Origin of the sequence: Methylobacterium sp. 092160098-2 (assembly GCF_028920805.1) — a bacterium.
Taxonomy (GTDB): domain Bacteria; phylum Pseudomonadota; class Alphaproteobacteria; order Rhizobiales; family Beijerinckiaceae; genus Methylobacterium; species Methylobacterium fujisawaense.
This window is the reverse complement of record NZ_JAQPZJ010000002.1, coordinates 634,458-649,257: the sequence shown is the minus strand read 5'-3', so window position 1 is coordinate 649,257 and position 14,800 is coordinate 634,458. Positions and strand designations below refer to the sequence as shown.

Annotated in this window: 16 protein-coding genes, 1 pseudogene and 1 riboswitch; of the genes and pseudogenes, 13 read left to right on the top strand and 4 right to left on the bottom strand. The window is 68.8% G+C overall.

Annotated features, from left to right (window positions below):
• Nucleotides 1–150 precede the first annotated feature (150 nt).
• From PQI07_RS28510 to PQI07_RS28495, 4 genes and pseudogenes are all read left to right on the top strand, one after another.
• A complete protein-coding gene (locus PQI07_RS28510) occupies nucleotides 151–459 on the top strand; it encodes a metal-sulfur cluster assembly factor (protein ID WP_274928310.1) in 309 nt (102 codons plus the stop codon).
• A gap of 44 nt (nucleotides 460–503) precedes the next feature.
• Nucleotides 504–1,595, top strand: coding sequence for a DUF8744 domain-containing protein (locus tag PQI07_RS28505; protein WP_274928309.1), 1,092 nt, complete (start codon nucleotides 504–506; stop codon nucleotides 1,593–1,595).
• A complete protein-coding gene (locus PQI07_RS28500) occupies nucleotides 1,592–1,843 on the top strand; it encodes an NnrU family protein (protein WP_274928308.1) in 252 nt (83 codons plus the stop codon). The genes PQI07_RS28505 and PQI07_RS28500 overlap by 4 nt, the downstream gene beginning before the upstream one ends.
• A gap of 5 nt (nucleotides 1,844–1,848) precedes the next feature.
• Nucleotides 1,849–2,756 (top strand): annotated as a pseudogene (locus PQI07_RS28495) (DDE-type integrase/transposase/recombinase); the annotation flags it as partial.
• Between the two features lie 341 nt (nucleotides 2,757–3,097).
• On the opposite strand, the gene PQI07_RS28490 reads toward PQI07_RS28495, so the two are convergent.
• On the bottom strand, nucleotides 3,098–3,895 hold the full coding sequence (locus PQI07_RS28490; protein ID WP_274928307.1) for an IS3 family transposase: 798 nt from the start codon (nucleotides 3,893–3,895) through the stop codon (nucleotides 3,098–3,100).
• 124 nt (nucleotides 3,896–4,019) lie between these two features.
• Here PQI07_RS28490 and PQI07_RS28485 point away from each other — a divergent pair, with 124 nt between their 5' ends.
• Nucleotides 4,020–5,054, top strand: a complete 1,035-nt coding sequence (locus PQI07_RS28485; protein ID WP_274928306.1) for an IS481 family transposase — start codon at nucleotides 4,020–4,022, stop codon at nucleotides 5,052–5,054.
• A 380-nt stretch (nucleotides 5,055–5,434) separates the two neighbouring features.
• Here PQI07_RS28485 and rnk (PQI07_RS28480) read toward each other — a convergent pair whose 3' ends face one another.
• Genes rnk (PQI07_RS28480) through PQI07_RS28470 form a run of 3 tightly spaced genes read right to left on the bottom strand, consistent with a single transcriptional unit; the run spans nucleotide 5,435 to nucleotide 6,536 of the window.
• Nucleotides 5,435–5,893, bottom strand: a complete 459-nt coding sequence (rnk, locus tag PQI07_RS28480; protein ID WP_274928305.1) for a nucleoside diphosphate kinase regulator — start codon at nucleotides 5,891–5,893, stop codon at nucleotides 5,435–5,437.
• A gap of 52 nt (nucleotides 5,894–5,945) precedes the next feature.
• Entirely contained in the window at nucleotides 5,946–6,368 is a 423-nt protein-coding gene (rnk, locus tag PQI07_RS28475; protein WP_274928304.1) for a nucleoside diphosphate kinase regulator, read from the bottom strand.
• Nucleotides 6,369–6,383: 15 nt separating this feature from the next.
• The gene (locus PQI07_RS28470; protein ID WP_274928303.1) at nucleotides 6,384–6,536 is read right to left on the bottom strand and encodes a hypothetical protein; all 153 of its coding nucleotides are present in this window, start codon (nucleotides 6,534–6,536) and stop codon (nucleotides 6,384–6,386) included.
• Between the two features lie 725 nt (nucleotides 6,537–7,261).
• On the opposite strand from PQI07_RS28470, the gene PQI07_RS28465 reads away from it, so the two are divergent.
• From PQI07_RS28465 to PQI07_RS28430, 8 genes are all read left to right on the top strand, one after another.
• Entirely contained in the window at nucleotides 7,262–7,405 is a 144-nt protein-coding gene (locus tag PQI07_RS28465) for an XRE family transcriptional regulator (RefSeq protein ID WP_274928302.1), read from the top strand.
• Nucleotides 7,406–8,113: 708 nt separating this feature from the next.
• A complete protein-coding gene (locus PQI07_RS28460) occupies nucleotides 8,114–8,314 on the top strand; it encodes a hypothetical protein (protein WP_274928301.1) in 201 nt (66 codons plus the stop codon).
• A gap of 39 nt (nucleotides 8,315–8,353) precedes the next feature.
• Nucleotides 8,354–9,283, top strand: coding sequence for a universal stress protein (locus PQI07_RS28455; protein WP_274928300.1), 930 nt, complete (start codon nucleotides 8,354–8,356; stop codon nucleotides 9,281–9,283).
• A 60-nt stretch (nucleotides 9,284–9,343) separates the two neighbouring features.
• The gene (locus PQI07_RS28450) at nucleotides 9,344–9,943 is read left to right on the top strand and encodes an HPF/RaiA family ribosome-associated protein (RefSeq protein WP_274928299.1); all 600 of its coding nucleotides are present in this window, start codon (nucleotides 9,344–9,346) and stop codon (nucleotides 9,941–9,943) included.
• Nucleotides 9,944–9,978: 35 nt separating this feature from the next.
• On the top strand, nucleotides 9,979–10,137 hold the full coding sequence (locus PQI07_RS28445) for a hypothetical protein (protein ID WP_274928298.1): 159 nt from the start codon (nucleotides 9,979–9,981) through the stop codon (nucleotides 10,135–10,137).
• A gap of 125 nt (nucleotides 10,138–10,262) precedes the next feature.
• Nucleotides 10,263–11,387: a two-component system sensor histidine kinase NtrB gene (locus tag PQI07_RS28440; RefSeq protein ID WP_274928297.1), complete on the top strand. Its 1,125-nt coding sequence runs from the start codon at nucleotides 10,263–10,265 to the stop codon at nucleotides 11,385–11,387.
• A 411-nt stretch (nucleotides 11,388–11,798) separates the two neighbouring features.
• Nucleotides 11,799–13,436, top strand: coding sequence for a cytochrome c oxidase subunit I (gene ctaD / locus PQI07_RS28435; RefSeq protein WP_274928296.1), 1,638 nt, complete (start codon nucleotides 11,799–11,801; stop codon nucleotides 13,434–13,436).
• 152 nt (nucleotides 13,437–13,588) lie between these two features.
• A riboswitch (glycine riboswitch) is annotated at nucleotides 13,589–13,678 on the top strand.
• 324 nt (nucleotides 13,679–14,002) lie between these two features.
• Entirely contained in the window at nucleotides 14,003–14,737 is a 735-nt protein-coding gene (locus tag PQI07_RS28430) for a L,D-transpeptidase (protein ID WP_274928295.1), read from the top strand.
• The last annotated feature ends 63 nt before the right edge of the window (nucleotides 14,738–14,800 follow it).

The following is a 14,800-nucleotide window of genomic DNA, read 5'->3' as shown; positions in this document are numbered from 1 at the left end:
AATCAAGGCAACGGTTGGCACAAATCACGCCAGTGGATGACGTAGGTTTTATGGAGGGCCGAAGCGGTGTTTTCCTGGTTGAGAGCCCGCGCGACGCGGCACGTTCACGACGAGGAGCGGCAACCGGGTACGTCGCTCGATCCGGATGTCATGGAATGCCTGCTGGCCGTGCTCGATCCGGAGATCGGCGTCAGCGTGGTTCATCTCGGGCTCGTGTACCGGGCCACCCGCACGCCGGAGCGCATCGACGTGGACCTGACGCTCACGACGCGCGCCTGCCCCCTGGGAGAGGCACTGGTCGACGACGTGCAAACCAACCTCAGGCGGCGCTTCAACGATTGCCCGACAGTGCTCGTCCGGCTCGTCTGGACCCCGCTCTGGACTCCGGAGCGGATCACCAAGATCGGCTGGACGCAACTCGGCGGACGGACGGTAGAAATCGGCCGCCGCTGCAGCTGAATTGCCCAACCCTTACCCTCCAACGTTCCGCTTGGGCGCGAGCCATGACTGTTATCCCCCGACTGCTCCTCCTCGCCTGCGCCGGCGCGACACTGGCCGTCGGCCTCTGGGCTGGGCTCTCGCGCCTCGGTTGGGGGCTGCCCCATGGCCCCTCGCTCGCGGCGCTCCACGGCCCATTGCTGATCTCCGGCGTTTTCGGCACCTTGATCGCGCTGGAGCGGGCTGTGGCGCTCGGCCGAGCCTGGGCGTTCCTGGGGCCCGTCGCCGCCGTTGCCGCCACGGTCGCGCTGCTCGCCGGCCTGCCTCCGGAGGCGGCCGGCTGGGGTTACGTCCTCGCGGCCGCCGCGCTTTGCGCCGCCTCCCTGCGGATCCTTCAAATGCAACCGGCGCTCTTCACCGCCTCGCTGGTGTCCGCGGCGGCGGCTTGGCTCTACGGCAACGTGATGTGGGCCCGCGGCGCCGCGATCCCGGACCTCATCGGCTGGTGGCTCGCCTTCCTCGTCCTGACGGTCGCGGGCGAACGCCTGGAACTCAGCCGCTTGGCGGCGCCGCGCCACGGCGCCCTGCCGCTCTACCTCGCCGCCTGCGGCCTCCTCCTCGCCGGCGTCGCTGTCGGCTTGAGCGATTGGGCGGGCGCGGCCCTTGCAGGGGTCGGCCTCCTGGCGCTCACAGGTTGGCTCGTCCGGCACGACATCGCAGTCCGGACGGTGCGCCGGGACGGGCAGACGCGATTCATGGCCGCCTGCATGCTGGCGGGCTATGCCTGGCTCGGCCTCGCCGGCCTGGCACTGCTCGCCCTCCCGCCCTCCGGGACCGTCTTTCGGTACGACATCACCGTCCATGCCATCCTGGTCGGCTTCGTGATGTCCATGGTGTTCGGGCACGCACCCGTCATCCTGCCGGCGGTCGCGCGGGTGCGAGTGCCCTATCGACCCGCCTTGTACGGGCCCCTGCTCCTACTCCACGCCTCGGTCGCGCTCCGAGTGGGTTCGGATCTCGCCGGCTGGCATCCCGGACGGCGCTGGAGTGGCATCCTGACGGCCATGGCGTTGCTGGCGTATCCTCTCTGCGTCGTCGCGTCGAAGTGGGTGGGGCAGCTCGCCCAGCGGGCCACGGCTCGGGAACCGGCCGCGTGACCGAGTTCGCTCTCGCCATGGTGGCCTTCCTCGCCGCCCACTCCGTCCCCGCCACCCCGAGGCTGCGCGCCCATGTGGTCGGACGCCTCGGGCGCCATGCGTACGTCGCGTCCTACTCGACCCTGTCGCTGGTCTTGCTGGCTTGGGTGGTCGCCGCCGCGCGCAGGGCCAATACCGGTTCGCTTTGGCAGCCGGCCCGATGGCAGTGGTTCGTCCCGCAAGTAGTTGTCCGCCGTCAGCGCTCGTGAGACAGCTGGACAAGCTCGGCATCACCCGGGGCGACCTTCTACCGCTGGTACAACGCCGATCGGCACGGTGGCCCCGAGGCCCCGGCCGATCGCCCGTCCCGTCCCAGCCGGGTCTGGAATCGTCTGCCCGCAGAGATCCGCGAGCAGATCGTCGCCCTCGCGCTGGAGCAGCCGGAGCTCAGCCCGCGCGAGTTGGCGGTGCGCTTCACCGACGAGCGGCGCTACTTCGTCTCGGAGGCAACTGTCTACCGCTTGCCCAAAGCTCAGAACCTGATCACCAGCCCGGCCTACATCGTGGTCAAAGCCGCCGACGAGTTCCGCGACAAGACCACCGCGCCCAACCAGCTCTGGCAGACGGACTTCACGTACCTGAAGGTCGTGGGATGGGGCTGGTACTATCTCTCGACGGTGCTCGACGACTTCTCGCGCTATATCGTGGCGTGGAAGCTGTGCACGACGATGCAGGTCAGCGACTGTCACCGCGACGCTCGACCTGGCGCTGGCGGCCGCCGGGCTCGACCACGTGCCGGTGGCGCACCGGCCACGGCTGCTCACCGACAACGGATCGAGCTATCTCGCCAGCGATTTACCGGACTGGCTTGGCTGCCGGGGCATGACCCATATCGGTGGCGCGCCCCGTCATCCGCAGACCCAGGGCAAGATCGAGCGCTGGCACCAGATGCTCAAGAACCGCATCCTGCTCGAACACGCCTACCTGCCCGGCGAGTTGGAGGCGCGGGTCGCTGCCTTCGTCGAGCACTACAATCATCTCCGGGCTCACGAGTGCCTCGACAACCTCCCCCCTGCCGACGTCTACTTCGGCCGCGGCGAGACTATCCTGCGTGAACGGGCGCGGATCAAGCGCCAGACCCTTATGGACCGCCGCTTGCGACATCACGCGCAGGCCGCCTAACCTCTCAACCCAGGTGGACCAGAGCCTCCGTTCCTGAGTGTCCCAAATCGTCTCGAATCACCTGACGACGGACAGCCATCCTGATCACGGCACGCCCCTCGGACGACCTGCTGCAACGGGCCCGCCGGGCAGGCTTCCTGCGGGTGGTAGAGAAGCTTTTCAAGGACGGATCGCTTCTTGCGGGGATCCACGACGCCCTCGCGCGGCCCCGGGCGGGCATACGTAGAATCCCTTAGCGGTGAACCGGAATTTCGCGGTGGCCCCCAGAGGCGTAGCCATGCCTGTCAAACGGCGTTGAACTTTAACCCTGGATTGGAGTGGGCCCCTGACGGTGGGCACGATCAGGCGGCGGTTTTGACCGTCTGCTGGGCTTGTTGCTCCACGAACTGCACGGGGCTCAGATAACCCAGTGCGGAGTGCAGGCGGCGAGTGTTATAGACCTCTTCGATGAAGCGCGGCAGTTCGGCCACCACATCGGCTAAGGTCTCAAACGCCATCGGGTACACTCCTTCGACCTTGAGCGTCTTCATGAAGCTCTCGGCCTTGGCGTTGTCGTAGGGATTGCCGCGCCGGCCCATCGAACCGACGATCCTGTGCTCGGCCAACACCTTCCGATACGCTTCGGCAGCGTATTGACTGCCACGGTCCGTGTGGTGGGTCAGTTCCGGCACCGGCCGACGTCGCTCGATCGCCGCGCGCAGAGCCGCGATGGTCAGGCGGGCGTCGATCGACCGGCCGAGCGCGTAGCCGACCACGCGTCGCGACCACGCATCTAGGATGATCGCGACGTAGACAAAGCCGCCCATCACCGCGACGTAGGTCAGATCCGCGACCCAGAGCTGGTCGGGCCCGTCCGGCACGATGTCCCGGGCCAGGTTCGGGAAGATCGGGCTCTCGTGATCGCTATCGGTGGTCGTGACATAGCGGCGCCGAACGCGTGGCTGCAGATCATGTGCGCGCATGAGGCGGCGGACCTTCTTGTGATTCACCCGCCATCCCTGCTGGCGCAGGGCCGCCTGGACGCGGCGCCAGCCGTAGGCTTCGAACGCGTCGCAGACCGCGGCGATAGCCTCGACGAGGGCGGTGTCGTCGGCAGCCCGCGTCGGAGCGTCGTAGTAGGTGGACCGCGCCAGACCCATCAGCTGCAGTAGTCAGGACTTGATCTGACAGCCGGTGTCATTGAGCTGAAGCGAGAGCCGAGGCCGGGCGCGGAGTGGTCGGGGTGCGCAGCGCCCGGCCTCGGCGTTTTCGAGGACACTGACCATGACGAGGGAACAGAAGGTCATCCGCGGCAAGGTGGGCCTGCTAGAGCTGGCCAAGCAGCTCGGCAATGTCAGCCAAGCCTGCAAGATGATGGGCTACTCGCGCGACAGCTTCTACCGGTTCCGAGAGCTCTACGACACGGGCGGCGAGGTCGCCCTGCAGGAGTTGAGTCGGCGCAAGCCGCTTCTGGCCAACCGCACCGCGCCCGAGGTCGAGGCGCTGATCGTAGAGCTCGCCCTGGAGCAACCGGCCTACGGGCAGATCCGCGTGGCCAATGAGGTCCGCAAGCGCGGGCATTCCATCTCACCGGCGGGCGTGCGCGGCGTCTGGCAGCGCCACGACCTGGAGACCATGAAGAAGCGGCTGAAGGCTCTGGAGGCCAAGGTCGCGCAGGAGGGGCTGGTGCTCACGGAAGGCCAACTCGCGGCGCTGGAGAAGGCCAAGGCCGAGAAGGAGACGCACGGCGAGTTCGAGAGCGAGTGCCCCGGCTACTGCGGCGCGCAGGACACCTTCTACGTCGGCACCATGAAGGGGGTTGGGCGGATCTACCAGCAGACCTTCATCGACACCTACGCCAAGGTGGCGTTCGCCAAGCTCTACGACCGCAAGACGGCCCTCACGGCGGCCGACCTGCTCAACGACCGCGTGGTGCCATTCTTCGACGCTCAGGAGGTCAAGCTGTGCCGGGTGTTGACCGACCGCGGTACCGAGTACTGCGGCAACCCCGAGCACCACGAGTATGAGCTCTACCTCGCGGTCGAGGACGTGGACCATTCCCGGACCAAGGCCAAGAACCCGCAGACGAACGGCATCGTCGAGCGCTTCCACAAGACGGTGCTGAACGAGTTCTACCGCGTCACCTTCCGCAAGAAGATCTACGGTTCGTTGACCGAGCTGCAGGCAGACCTGGATGCCTGGATCCAGAGCTACAATGAGGAGCGACCGCATCAGGGCCGCTGGTGCTTCGGCAAGACGCCGATGCGGACCTTCCTTGACGCCGTCCCGCTGGCCCAGGAGAAGATGATCGCCGCCTGAGCACCATCAGGCAGTCGAGACCGACCACCTCCGGACATCGCCTGTCAGATCGAGTACCAGCTACTACAAAACCTCGTCCCGCTTCGGCATCGGACACTCCCCGCAACTGAGGCGAGGATCTGATGGCCGGCGTAAACACGACGTTCCCGCCGCGGTAGCGATAGCGGATAGCGCGACCCGCTACCGCTAGCCTCGGAGTCGATCTCCCGGCGACCGTAGGGCCGTCCAAGAACCCTACCGTCCCCCTCGACAGACGGCCAAGACGCGTCCGGTCCTGCGCATGCCGTCCGGGGCCGTGGCGCCCTCGCCCTGCCTCACGGCACAGGGCTGCCGGAGGCCACCGGGGTCGGACTCCCCGGTGAATCCGGCCTCGTCACCGACTACGGACGCGCTCGCGGACCACCGTCGCTCGCGCCGAGCCTGCCGTATGGCTGGAACAGCACCCGCAGGACGGTCAGGCCGCGAAGGCCGCCCGACGGGGTACGCCAGCGGATCGACTGCCCCTCCGACAAGCCGACGAGGGCGGCCCCGACCGACGACAGGACCGAGATGGCTTGTCCCTCCGCATCCTCCTCGCCGGGATAGACGAGCGTCATGCGCCCGACCTGGTCCGTGACGTCGTCCCGGTACGATACCTGCGCATGCATGGTCACCACGCGCGGCGGCAGAACCTCTGGCGCGACCACCGCGGCGCGGTCGAGCTCCTCCGCCAGCCAGGCCGCGACGGCAGCCCGCGGGTCCGACGGGCGGGTCGCGGTCACGATCTCCCGCAGCGACCGCAGGTCGGTCGTCGGTATGACGATCGGCGGGCGTTCTTCGAGGCTGGCGGGAACGGGCATGTCGGTCTCGGTACGTGGGGGATGGTCGGGGGATGTCGGATCTCCGCCGGGTTCAGGCGAAGGCCGGCTCGCGCACGTCGAGCACGGTCAGGCGCTTGGCGGCTCCGGTCCGGGTCAGCCAGGCGATGGACTGCCCTCTGCTCAGGCCGAGCAGCGCCGCGCCGACCGGCGTCAGCACCGAGATCCTGCCCTGGCCGATGTCGGCCTCGCCCGGGTAGACGAGCGTCACCGCCTGAACCTTGCCGGTCGTGTCGTCGCGGAACTCGACCTCGCAGCCCATCCGGGCGAACCCGACGGCGGCCTTCCCGGACCGCACGACCTGTGCACGGTCGAGCTCGTCCGCCAGGTAGCCCGCCACCTCCGGCATGCGGTCCATGGCGGCCGATGCCAGCCCGGCCAAGCGCTCGTGGTCCTCCGCCGTCACCTTGATCTTCGGCAAGCTCGTGCCGTCGACACTCTTCCTCTTCGTGTCCATCTCGCCAGTCCTCCGTCAGGCCGCGCTCGGGCCGGGGTCGTCGTCCTCGCCAGCCGAGGCGGGTGGTTGGCTCCGCTGCGGCCGCAATAGGGGGACGACCTTCCGGTCGCCCGCGTCGTCGGTGGTGGTCTCCGGAGCAGGGGACGGCTCGGGCGTGTCGTCGGTCATGGCTGCCTCCTGCGCGAACCGAGGCGACGACGCCGGCGTGCCTGGCGTCGCGTTCGCGCGAACGCGGACCCGGCGGCATCGAACCCCGCCGGCCTGCGTCTGGTGGATCTGGAATGGGTGCCGTCGAGCCTCTCGGCCGACCTTCGGGCGCTTCGCGGAAAGCGGACCCGGCTACCCCGAGCGGGACGGGCGGATACGCGCCGTCGGCTCGGGGCTACTGGCCCGCGATCAGGTTGCCTGCCCGGTGCAGGCCACGATGGAAGGTCGCGCGAAACGGCATGATGGACCGAACATCGGTCCGGCGGGCCCGGTTGTCAAACCCTCGCCGCCGGCCCTCGAACCGGCGCCCCCCGCTTCGAACGTCCGTGGGCCAAGCGTGGCTTGAAAGCGGTCGCCGCAGGCCCACGTTAGGCGCAGCATGTCGAACCGCCTTCAGAGCATCCGCCTCCTGGCGCGCTCGGGCAGCCTGCAAGCAGGCTCGTAGCCCTGGCCTCCGGCCGACCGCTCGCGGGCGGGGCCGAGCCAGGGACATCCTCCGAAAACCCGCTCTTTCGCGCGCCCCGCCCTGAGGGCGCCATCGGGAACGCTCCGTCGGGAAGCCCGGCGGGGCCAATCGACGAGGTGACAGGATGTATGCGGTTCAGGGTATCCCGCCACCTGGCGGGCAAAGCGACATTGAACAGGCATGTCCACGCGCCGACCTGGCCGCCGAGTTGGGGCGATGGATGATGTGTCGCTCCCCCAGCAACGTGGCCCACAGGCTCGGCATCAGCATGGCGCGCGTCCGCGAGTTGCGGGCGGGACGGTTCGACGGCTTCTCCACGGACGCGCTGTCCGCCATGGCGGACCGGGCGGGACTCAGGTCGTAGACCCTTCGCGGCGACCGGGCTTACATTCACCGGGACGGCGCGGACGAACGCCGCGCCTGCCCCTCCGCGAGGCCGAGGCGATGCCCACCCACCTGCCAGGGCGACGGCCCGACGACCGCGACGCCGGAAGGCGAGTGCCGGCACGGGGCCGTGAGATCGCCGCCGGGTTCTTACGCTTGGCCCTCTACCTCGCGATACTGGTGACGGCGCTCGCGGTCCTGGTCTCGCTCATGCGGGGCCAAGGAGGCTGAGCCTTCCGGGCCGACGCCGCCCGCGAACACGCCGCGCCTGGGGCCCGGCTTCGCCTTCCGAATATTCCGGCCGGTTCGGACTGGTCTCACCTTCGCGGCTGACAAAAAAGACCTCGACGGCGGAAGATTGTCTCCGGTTCAATCCCGGCGCCTCCCTCACGGATACCGGCCAGGACTTCAGGCTTGCAGTATCTCTGGAATGGGATATGGTCGTTGGCGCTATGTCTATTTCGGGTCGCCACCTCAACAAGCGCGCAGGCCGCCTCGTCGCAGGCCGCTAGGCCCCCGAGCCGCCGGACGCCACGCGTTCGGCCGCCCCGGGGCGCCGACCCGACTTCCCCTCTTCAGACACCTTCCGGCAACGCCCGTTCGCACGGTGATGGCGAGGCCGATCCGCACGCGGGCGCGCCGGCGGGCGCGCGGCCGCGCGGCCACGCGCTTATTCGGAGACAGACCGATGACACACCCCATCATCCGCAATCCCGGAGGCCCCGTTCCCTTCCTACGTCCAGAGCCGACCGGCGCCGTGAGTCCGCCGCGCCTTCCCGAACCCGCTCACGACGGCGTGCGGCTGCCCCCGGCGGAGGACCGGAAGCCGTGCCCACCGACGCTCAGCCGGGCCGAGCTCCGTCGCATCGTCATCGACATCCTGGGCTGAGGCTTGCCAGGCCCCCGCCTCACCGAGAGGGAAGGTTCAATGCGTATCCTCGTCGCCACGGACTTTTCGGTACGGTCTCACCGGGCGCTGCGACGCGCCGGCCTGCTGGCCGGCCCGCGCCGGGGGAAGCTCATGCCGATGCACGTGGTCGAGGGCCTCGGGACGCGGCAGGTCGCGCAGGACCTCCGCGAGGCCCAGCGCATGATCCTCGAACAGGTCGCGGTCGTGCCGGAGCTGTTCAGGGCGTGGTGCGAGCCCATCGTGATCGGGGGCGACCCCGCCGGCGCCGTCCTCGATGCGGCGAACGCCTGGGAGGTCGACCTCATCGTCGTCGGGGCCTCGTCCGACTCCCCCGAGCGGACTTCCGGGGAGACCCTCAAGACCTTGGTCCGCGCAAGCCCGTGCCCCGTCCTCGTGGTCCGGCAGCCGGTCGAAGGGCCCTACCGCAGAGTCCTGGCGCCCGTCGACCTCTCGGACACCTCTACCCGGGCCTTGCGGCGCGTGGGGTCGCTCGGACTGGCCGACGACGCCTTGGTGACCGTGCTGCACGCGTTCCGGGCGCCGGCCACGACGAAGCTATGGGCGGCGGGTATTTCCCAGGAACACCTCGATGGCTACGTCGAGAGCTGCCGCACGGGGTTCGCCGAGGAGCTCGACGGCGTCCTGGCGCGGGAGGGCCTGGGAAGGCGGGACTGGCGGCGGCGGGTCGAGGAGGGCTGGCCCCGGGACGTGATCCCCCGCATCGCGATGGAGTGCCGGGCCGACCTCGTCGCCGTCGGCACGCACGGGCGCACGGGCCTCGCCAGGGCGCTCCGTGGCAGCGTGGCCGAGGATCTGCTGTCCACGCCCGGGCCGGACGTGCTGGTGGTCCCGCCACCCCGGCGCACGCCCGGACGGCCAACCTGGTTGCGCTCCGGGTCCTCGCGGTCGCCTGACGGCCAACCGGCGCCAGGGATCGCGGTCACCTAGCCTGCGCCCTCCGGCGCAGCCCCACCACACGTCCTGCAAACGAGCGACGCGGAGGCCGGCATGAACACTCGACACATCGATGCACCCATCATCGTGCGAAGCTCCAGCATCGGGCTGGGCGCCGCCTTGCGAGAGCGCGCGCGTGCCGGCGTCGAGCGGGTCGCGGCGAAATACTTCGGCCGCCTGAACGCGGCGACGGTCTACTTCAGCCGCGACGGGCGGGGCTACCGCTGCACGGTCAACATCGACATGGGCGCGTTGAGGATCGTCACGGGTGAATCCCTGGGATTCTGCTGCCACGCCGTCTTCGACGCGGCGATGCGCAAGGCGGCGAAGCAGCTGCGGCGCCTGAAGCGAACGTTGCGGGACGACAAGCTTCCCCGTTCCGACCGGATGTCGCGAGGCGCTCCGGCACGGCGCCGGTCATGGGCACGCCGAGGGCGCCGAGCGGGAACCGCCCCCCAGGGGAATGCCCTCGTCTTGGCGGGCTTCCGCGGCTTCGGCCCCGACGACTGGGAGGAGCCCGAACGGTGGCTGGACGGACCGGCTCCCGGGGCCGCCGTGCCGCGCAACGTCAAGGAGGGCGGTTCCGCCCGCACGGAGCGGCGCATCGCGTTCGCGCCTGAGGTGCCGGCAGGAACGCCGGGGGAGCACCCATGACGAACCGTCAGCCAAGCCCGGGCGGGAGAAGCCCGATGGGCATCCTCGCTGCGCGCGCCGCCGCGCTGGGGCTCATGTTGGTCGTCCTCGGTTCGGCACGCGAATTGGAGCGATGGGGCCTCCTCCCGCTGGCCCTGACGTGCCTCATGGCCGCCGTCGCCGCCACGACGGCGCTCCTGGTGATCCGCCGGTAAGCCGCTCGCCGCCGGGCCCGGGCGGATGGGAGGCCGCAACCTTGTCCGCCATCCCGGCGCGGCCCCGGACGCGCGCCCTTCCGGAAAGCTCCTGCCAGGCCCGGCACGGAAAGGATTAGAGAGACATGCCGCAACCACAGACCGACCCGCGCGACCGCCTCCTCGCTGGCACGCCCGTCGACCAAGCAGTCTACATGCTCGATCTCGACGGGTGGATCATCAGTTGGAACGCCGTGGCGCGGCGCCTGGACGGCCTCGCCGACGACGAGGTCGTCGGCAGCCACTTCTCAAGCCTCTACACCGAGGCGGAGCGGGAGGCTGGAGAGCCGGTGAGGGCCCTCGAACAGGCGGCCCGCGAGGGACGGAGCGAGCGGGAAGGCTGGCGCGTCCGCGGGGGAGGGCGCCGGATCTGGGTGCACGCGCTCGTCAGCCCGATGCGCGACCACGACGGCGCCCTGGTCGGCTTCGTCAAGGTCACCCGCGACATCACCAGGCAGCGGGAGATGCTGCTGCAGGCCCACCGGATGGAGGCCGTCGGTCAACTGACCGCCGGCTTGGTCCACGACTTCAACAACCTGCTTGCCGTCCTGCTGGCGAGCCTGCGCAGGCTGCGCCCGAGCGTAAAGGACGAAGGGAACGCCACGGCCCTTCTGGATACCGCGGTGCAGGTCGCGCAGCGGGGAGCCGCCCTGACCCGGCGCATGCTGGCCTTCGCGCAACGGCGGGAGCAGGCGCCGGAGCCGGTCGATGTCCCGGCGCTGGTCTCCGACCTGCTGCCGATGCTCCGGCAGGCGGCCGGTCCCCTGGCGCGCGTCGAGACCCGGTTCCCGGCGCCGGTCGCGGAGGCGCTCGCCGATCCTTCCCTCCTCGAAATGGCGCTGCTCAACCTGGTGATCAACGCACGGGACGCGATGCCGAACGGTGGGTCGGTCGTCATCTCGGCCTGCGAGGAGGAAGTGCCGGCGCTGGATGCGTCCGGCTCGGCACCGGCCCGATGCGTCTGCCTGACGGTCGCGGACGAGGGGCAGGGAATGGACGAGGCGACGCTCGCGCGCGTCATGGAGCCGCTCTTCACGACGAAGGCCGAGGGGAAGGGCACCGGGCTCGGTCTCCCGATGATCCGCGACTTCGCCGAGCGGTCGGGTGGCTACTTCGACCTCAGGAGCCGCCCGGGAGAAGGCACGTGCGCCGAGATCCGGCTCCCCGTCCGGGCCGCGGAGCGCCCGGGGAAAATGCCGAGGGCCGCCTGAGCCTGCACTGACCCCTCCGGGCTCACGGTATACGATGGGGAACAGCGCCACTTTTGGCAGAAGTACCCATCGCGGCAGGATTTTCACTACGGCATCCAGACCCGCTTGTCCGACCAGCCGTTCTGGCAGCGTCGCCGACCGGTCTCGACCGCGGATTTTGCGGACCCGGGCTCGTCAACCGACTGGAGGGAGGCGGCGCCCGGCGCTCGATCCCCGCGGGAGGTCCGACCTCGAAGCGCAGGCTCACACGCTGGAGGATGTCAACATCGCAGGCCCTCGGTCGCCACGCCAAAGCTTCCGTAAGAAATCGAAATCTTCAAAGCCAAGATCATTGGCGGCTTGCCACATGGATCTCGATCAGAGAAGCTTGTTTTCGGACCTCTTCGGCTTGGCTGAATGAAAGGGTTCACCATGGCGGACGCTCACGTCTCCCACGCGGCCTCCGGCGGCGCCGGTCATGCCCATGCGCCACCATCCTTCTTCGCCCGCTGGTTCATGTCCACGAACCACAAGGACATCGGCACCCTCTACCTGCTCTTCGCCTTCTGCGCGGGCATGATCGGCGCGTTCCTGTCCTTCGCCATGCGGATGGAATTGGAGCAGCCCGGCCTGCAATACTTCTCGAACCCGCAGACCTACAACGTCTTCGTGACGGGCCACGGCCTGATCATGATCTTCTTCACGGTCATGCCGGCCCTGATCGGCGGCTTCGGCAACTGGTTCGTGCCCCTCATGATCGGCGCGCCCGACATGGCGTTCCCGCGCATGAACAACATCTCGTTCTGGCTGACGGTGGCGGCCTTCTGCAGTCTGCTGTGCTCGCTGTTCGTCGAGGGCGCGCCCGGCACCCAGGGCGCGGGCACGGGCTGGACGCTTTACCCGCCGCTGTCGACCGTCGGCCATCCCGGCCCGGCCGTCGACTTCGGCATCTTCTCGATCCACCTCGCGGGCGCGGCCTCGATCCTGGGCGCGATCAACTTCATCACCACCATCCTCAACATGCGCGCCCCGGGCATGACGCTGCACAAGATGCCGCTCTTCGCCTGGGGGCAACTCGTCACCGCCTTCCTGCTGCTGCTGTCACTCCCGGTGCTCGCGGGCGCCATCACGATGCTGCTCACAGACCGCAACTTCGGCACGACGTTCTTCGATCCGGCCGGCGGCGGTGACCCGATCCTGTTCCAGCACCTGTTCTGGTTCTTCGGCCACCCCGAAGTATACGTGATGATCCTACCGGCCTTCGGCATCGTCTCGCACATCATCTCGACGTTCTCGCGCAAGCCGATCTTCGGCTATCTCGCGATGGCCTACGCCATGGTCGCCATCGGCGTCGTCGGCTTCGTGGTGTGGGCCCACCACATGTACACGGTCGGCCTGTCGCTCCAGACGCAGTCCTACTTCGTGTTCGCCACGATGGTGATCGCGGTGCCCACAGGCGTGAAGATCTTCTCGTGGATCGCCACGATGTGGGGCGGCTCCATCCGCTTCACCGCCACCATGCATTGGGCGCTCGGCTTCATCTTCCTGTTCACCGTCGGCGGCGTGACCGGCGTCGTGCTGGCGAACTCGGCGGTCGATAAGTACCTGCACGATACCTACTACGTCGTGGCGCACTTCCACTACGTGCTGTCGCTGGGCGCGGTGTTCATCATCTTCGCGGGCGTCTACTACTGGTTCCCGAAGATGACCGGGCACGTCATCCCGGAATGGGTGGGCAAGCTGCACTTCTGGCTGGCCTTCATCGGGTCGAACGTCCTGTTCTTCCCGATGCACTTCCTCGGCCTCGCCGGCATGCCGCGCCGCTACGCCGATTACCCCGACGCGTACGGACCTTGGCAGCAGGTCGCGACGTACGGCGGCCACGTCTTCGCCTTGGGCCTGTTCGTGTTCATGATCGGCGTGGTGCTGGCCTTCCGCTCGAAGGAGCGGGCCGCGGACAACCCATGGGGCGAAGGTGCGACGACCCTGGAATGGACCCTGTCCTCGCCGCCGCCCTACCACCAATTCGAGACGCTGCCCCGCATCGTCGACGAGCCGCGCGCACGCTGATGGCGGCAATGACCCGGTCACCCAGCGCAGCACCGGAGCCGCGGCCCGCTTCATGGCCCTGCCTCATGCCCAAACGAAGACATTTGATCGCAAGCTAACGAATTTTACGCCGGTCCCACAATTCGGCCGTAAACGAACGGCCAAGTTAGGCCCAGCGACGAGCGGGAGAGAGCCGGTACGAACCGGCCGCCGAAGGAGCAACCGCCCCGGAAACTCTCAGGCACCCGGACCGCTCGTTCGTTCAACACTCTGGAAAGCGGAGCTCGGGCTCCCGCCGATGGTGTAAGTCGAGGCCTCTTCCGAGGCCCAGGCGAAACTCTCAGGCCGATGACAGAGGGGGCTCGCATGCGGGACGCGTGCGGAGCGACCTCGGAGGCCCGCGCGATGACATTCCCATAGCCTGACCTGCCGCGCGCCCATCGGCTCGCGCCGCCCTCACCGCACGGAACCGGCTGGCTCACCGCGTGAGCCTCGACGGCGACGCACGCCTGGCATCGTCCGCGGGGCGTGGTCGATCATGACCGGGGCCGCGCCGCCCATCGAACGCCCAGCCTGGATGCACCACGATGTTGGCTACCCGCCGTTCCCTCCTTCTCGCCGCCGCCGTCCTCGCACCCGCCCGCGCGCAGGCATTCTTCTGGGATACCGAGCCCGAACCGCGGAAGGCACCGGAGCCGGTCGACCCGGCTTCGAACCGCGACGCGTGGTTCATAGGCTCGATCCCGGACCATCCCTTCGACGTCCCCAAGGTCGACCTCGCGCTCGTCCCGCCGGAGTTCCGCAAGCAACTCGTGGATTACGACGGGCCGGAGCGGGCCGGGATCCTCGTCATCGATACCCACGAGCGCTTTCTCTATCTCGTGCGCGAGGGTCGCACCGCGCTCCGGTACGGCATCGGCGTGGGCCGGGCGGGGTTCACCTGGTCCGGCACCGCGGTGATCAAGCGCAAGGCCAAGTGGCCGGGCTGGCGGCCGACGGCGGACATGCTGAAGCGCCGCCCCGACATCCCGCGCTACGTCGAACCCGGCGTCGACAACCCCCTCGGGTGCCGTGCGCTGTACCTCTACCAGGGCGACCGAGACACCCTGTACCGCATCCACGGCACGAACGAGCCCTGGACGGTCGGCGGCACGGACTCCTCCGGCTGCATCCGCCTGCTGAACGAGGACATCTACGACCTGTACGGCCGCGTCCCCCTCGGCACGACCGTGGTCGTGAAGACCTCGCAGCCGGAAGTGATGGTACAGCACGAATGGGGTGACCATCCCCGACCCGACAATCAGGTCCTGCTCGTCAAATGAAGAGCCAAGCTGTTCGAGACCGCGGCAGCGAAAGCCCGAAGCGCACGCGCCAGGATGTGGCTG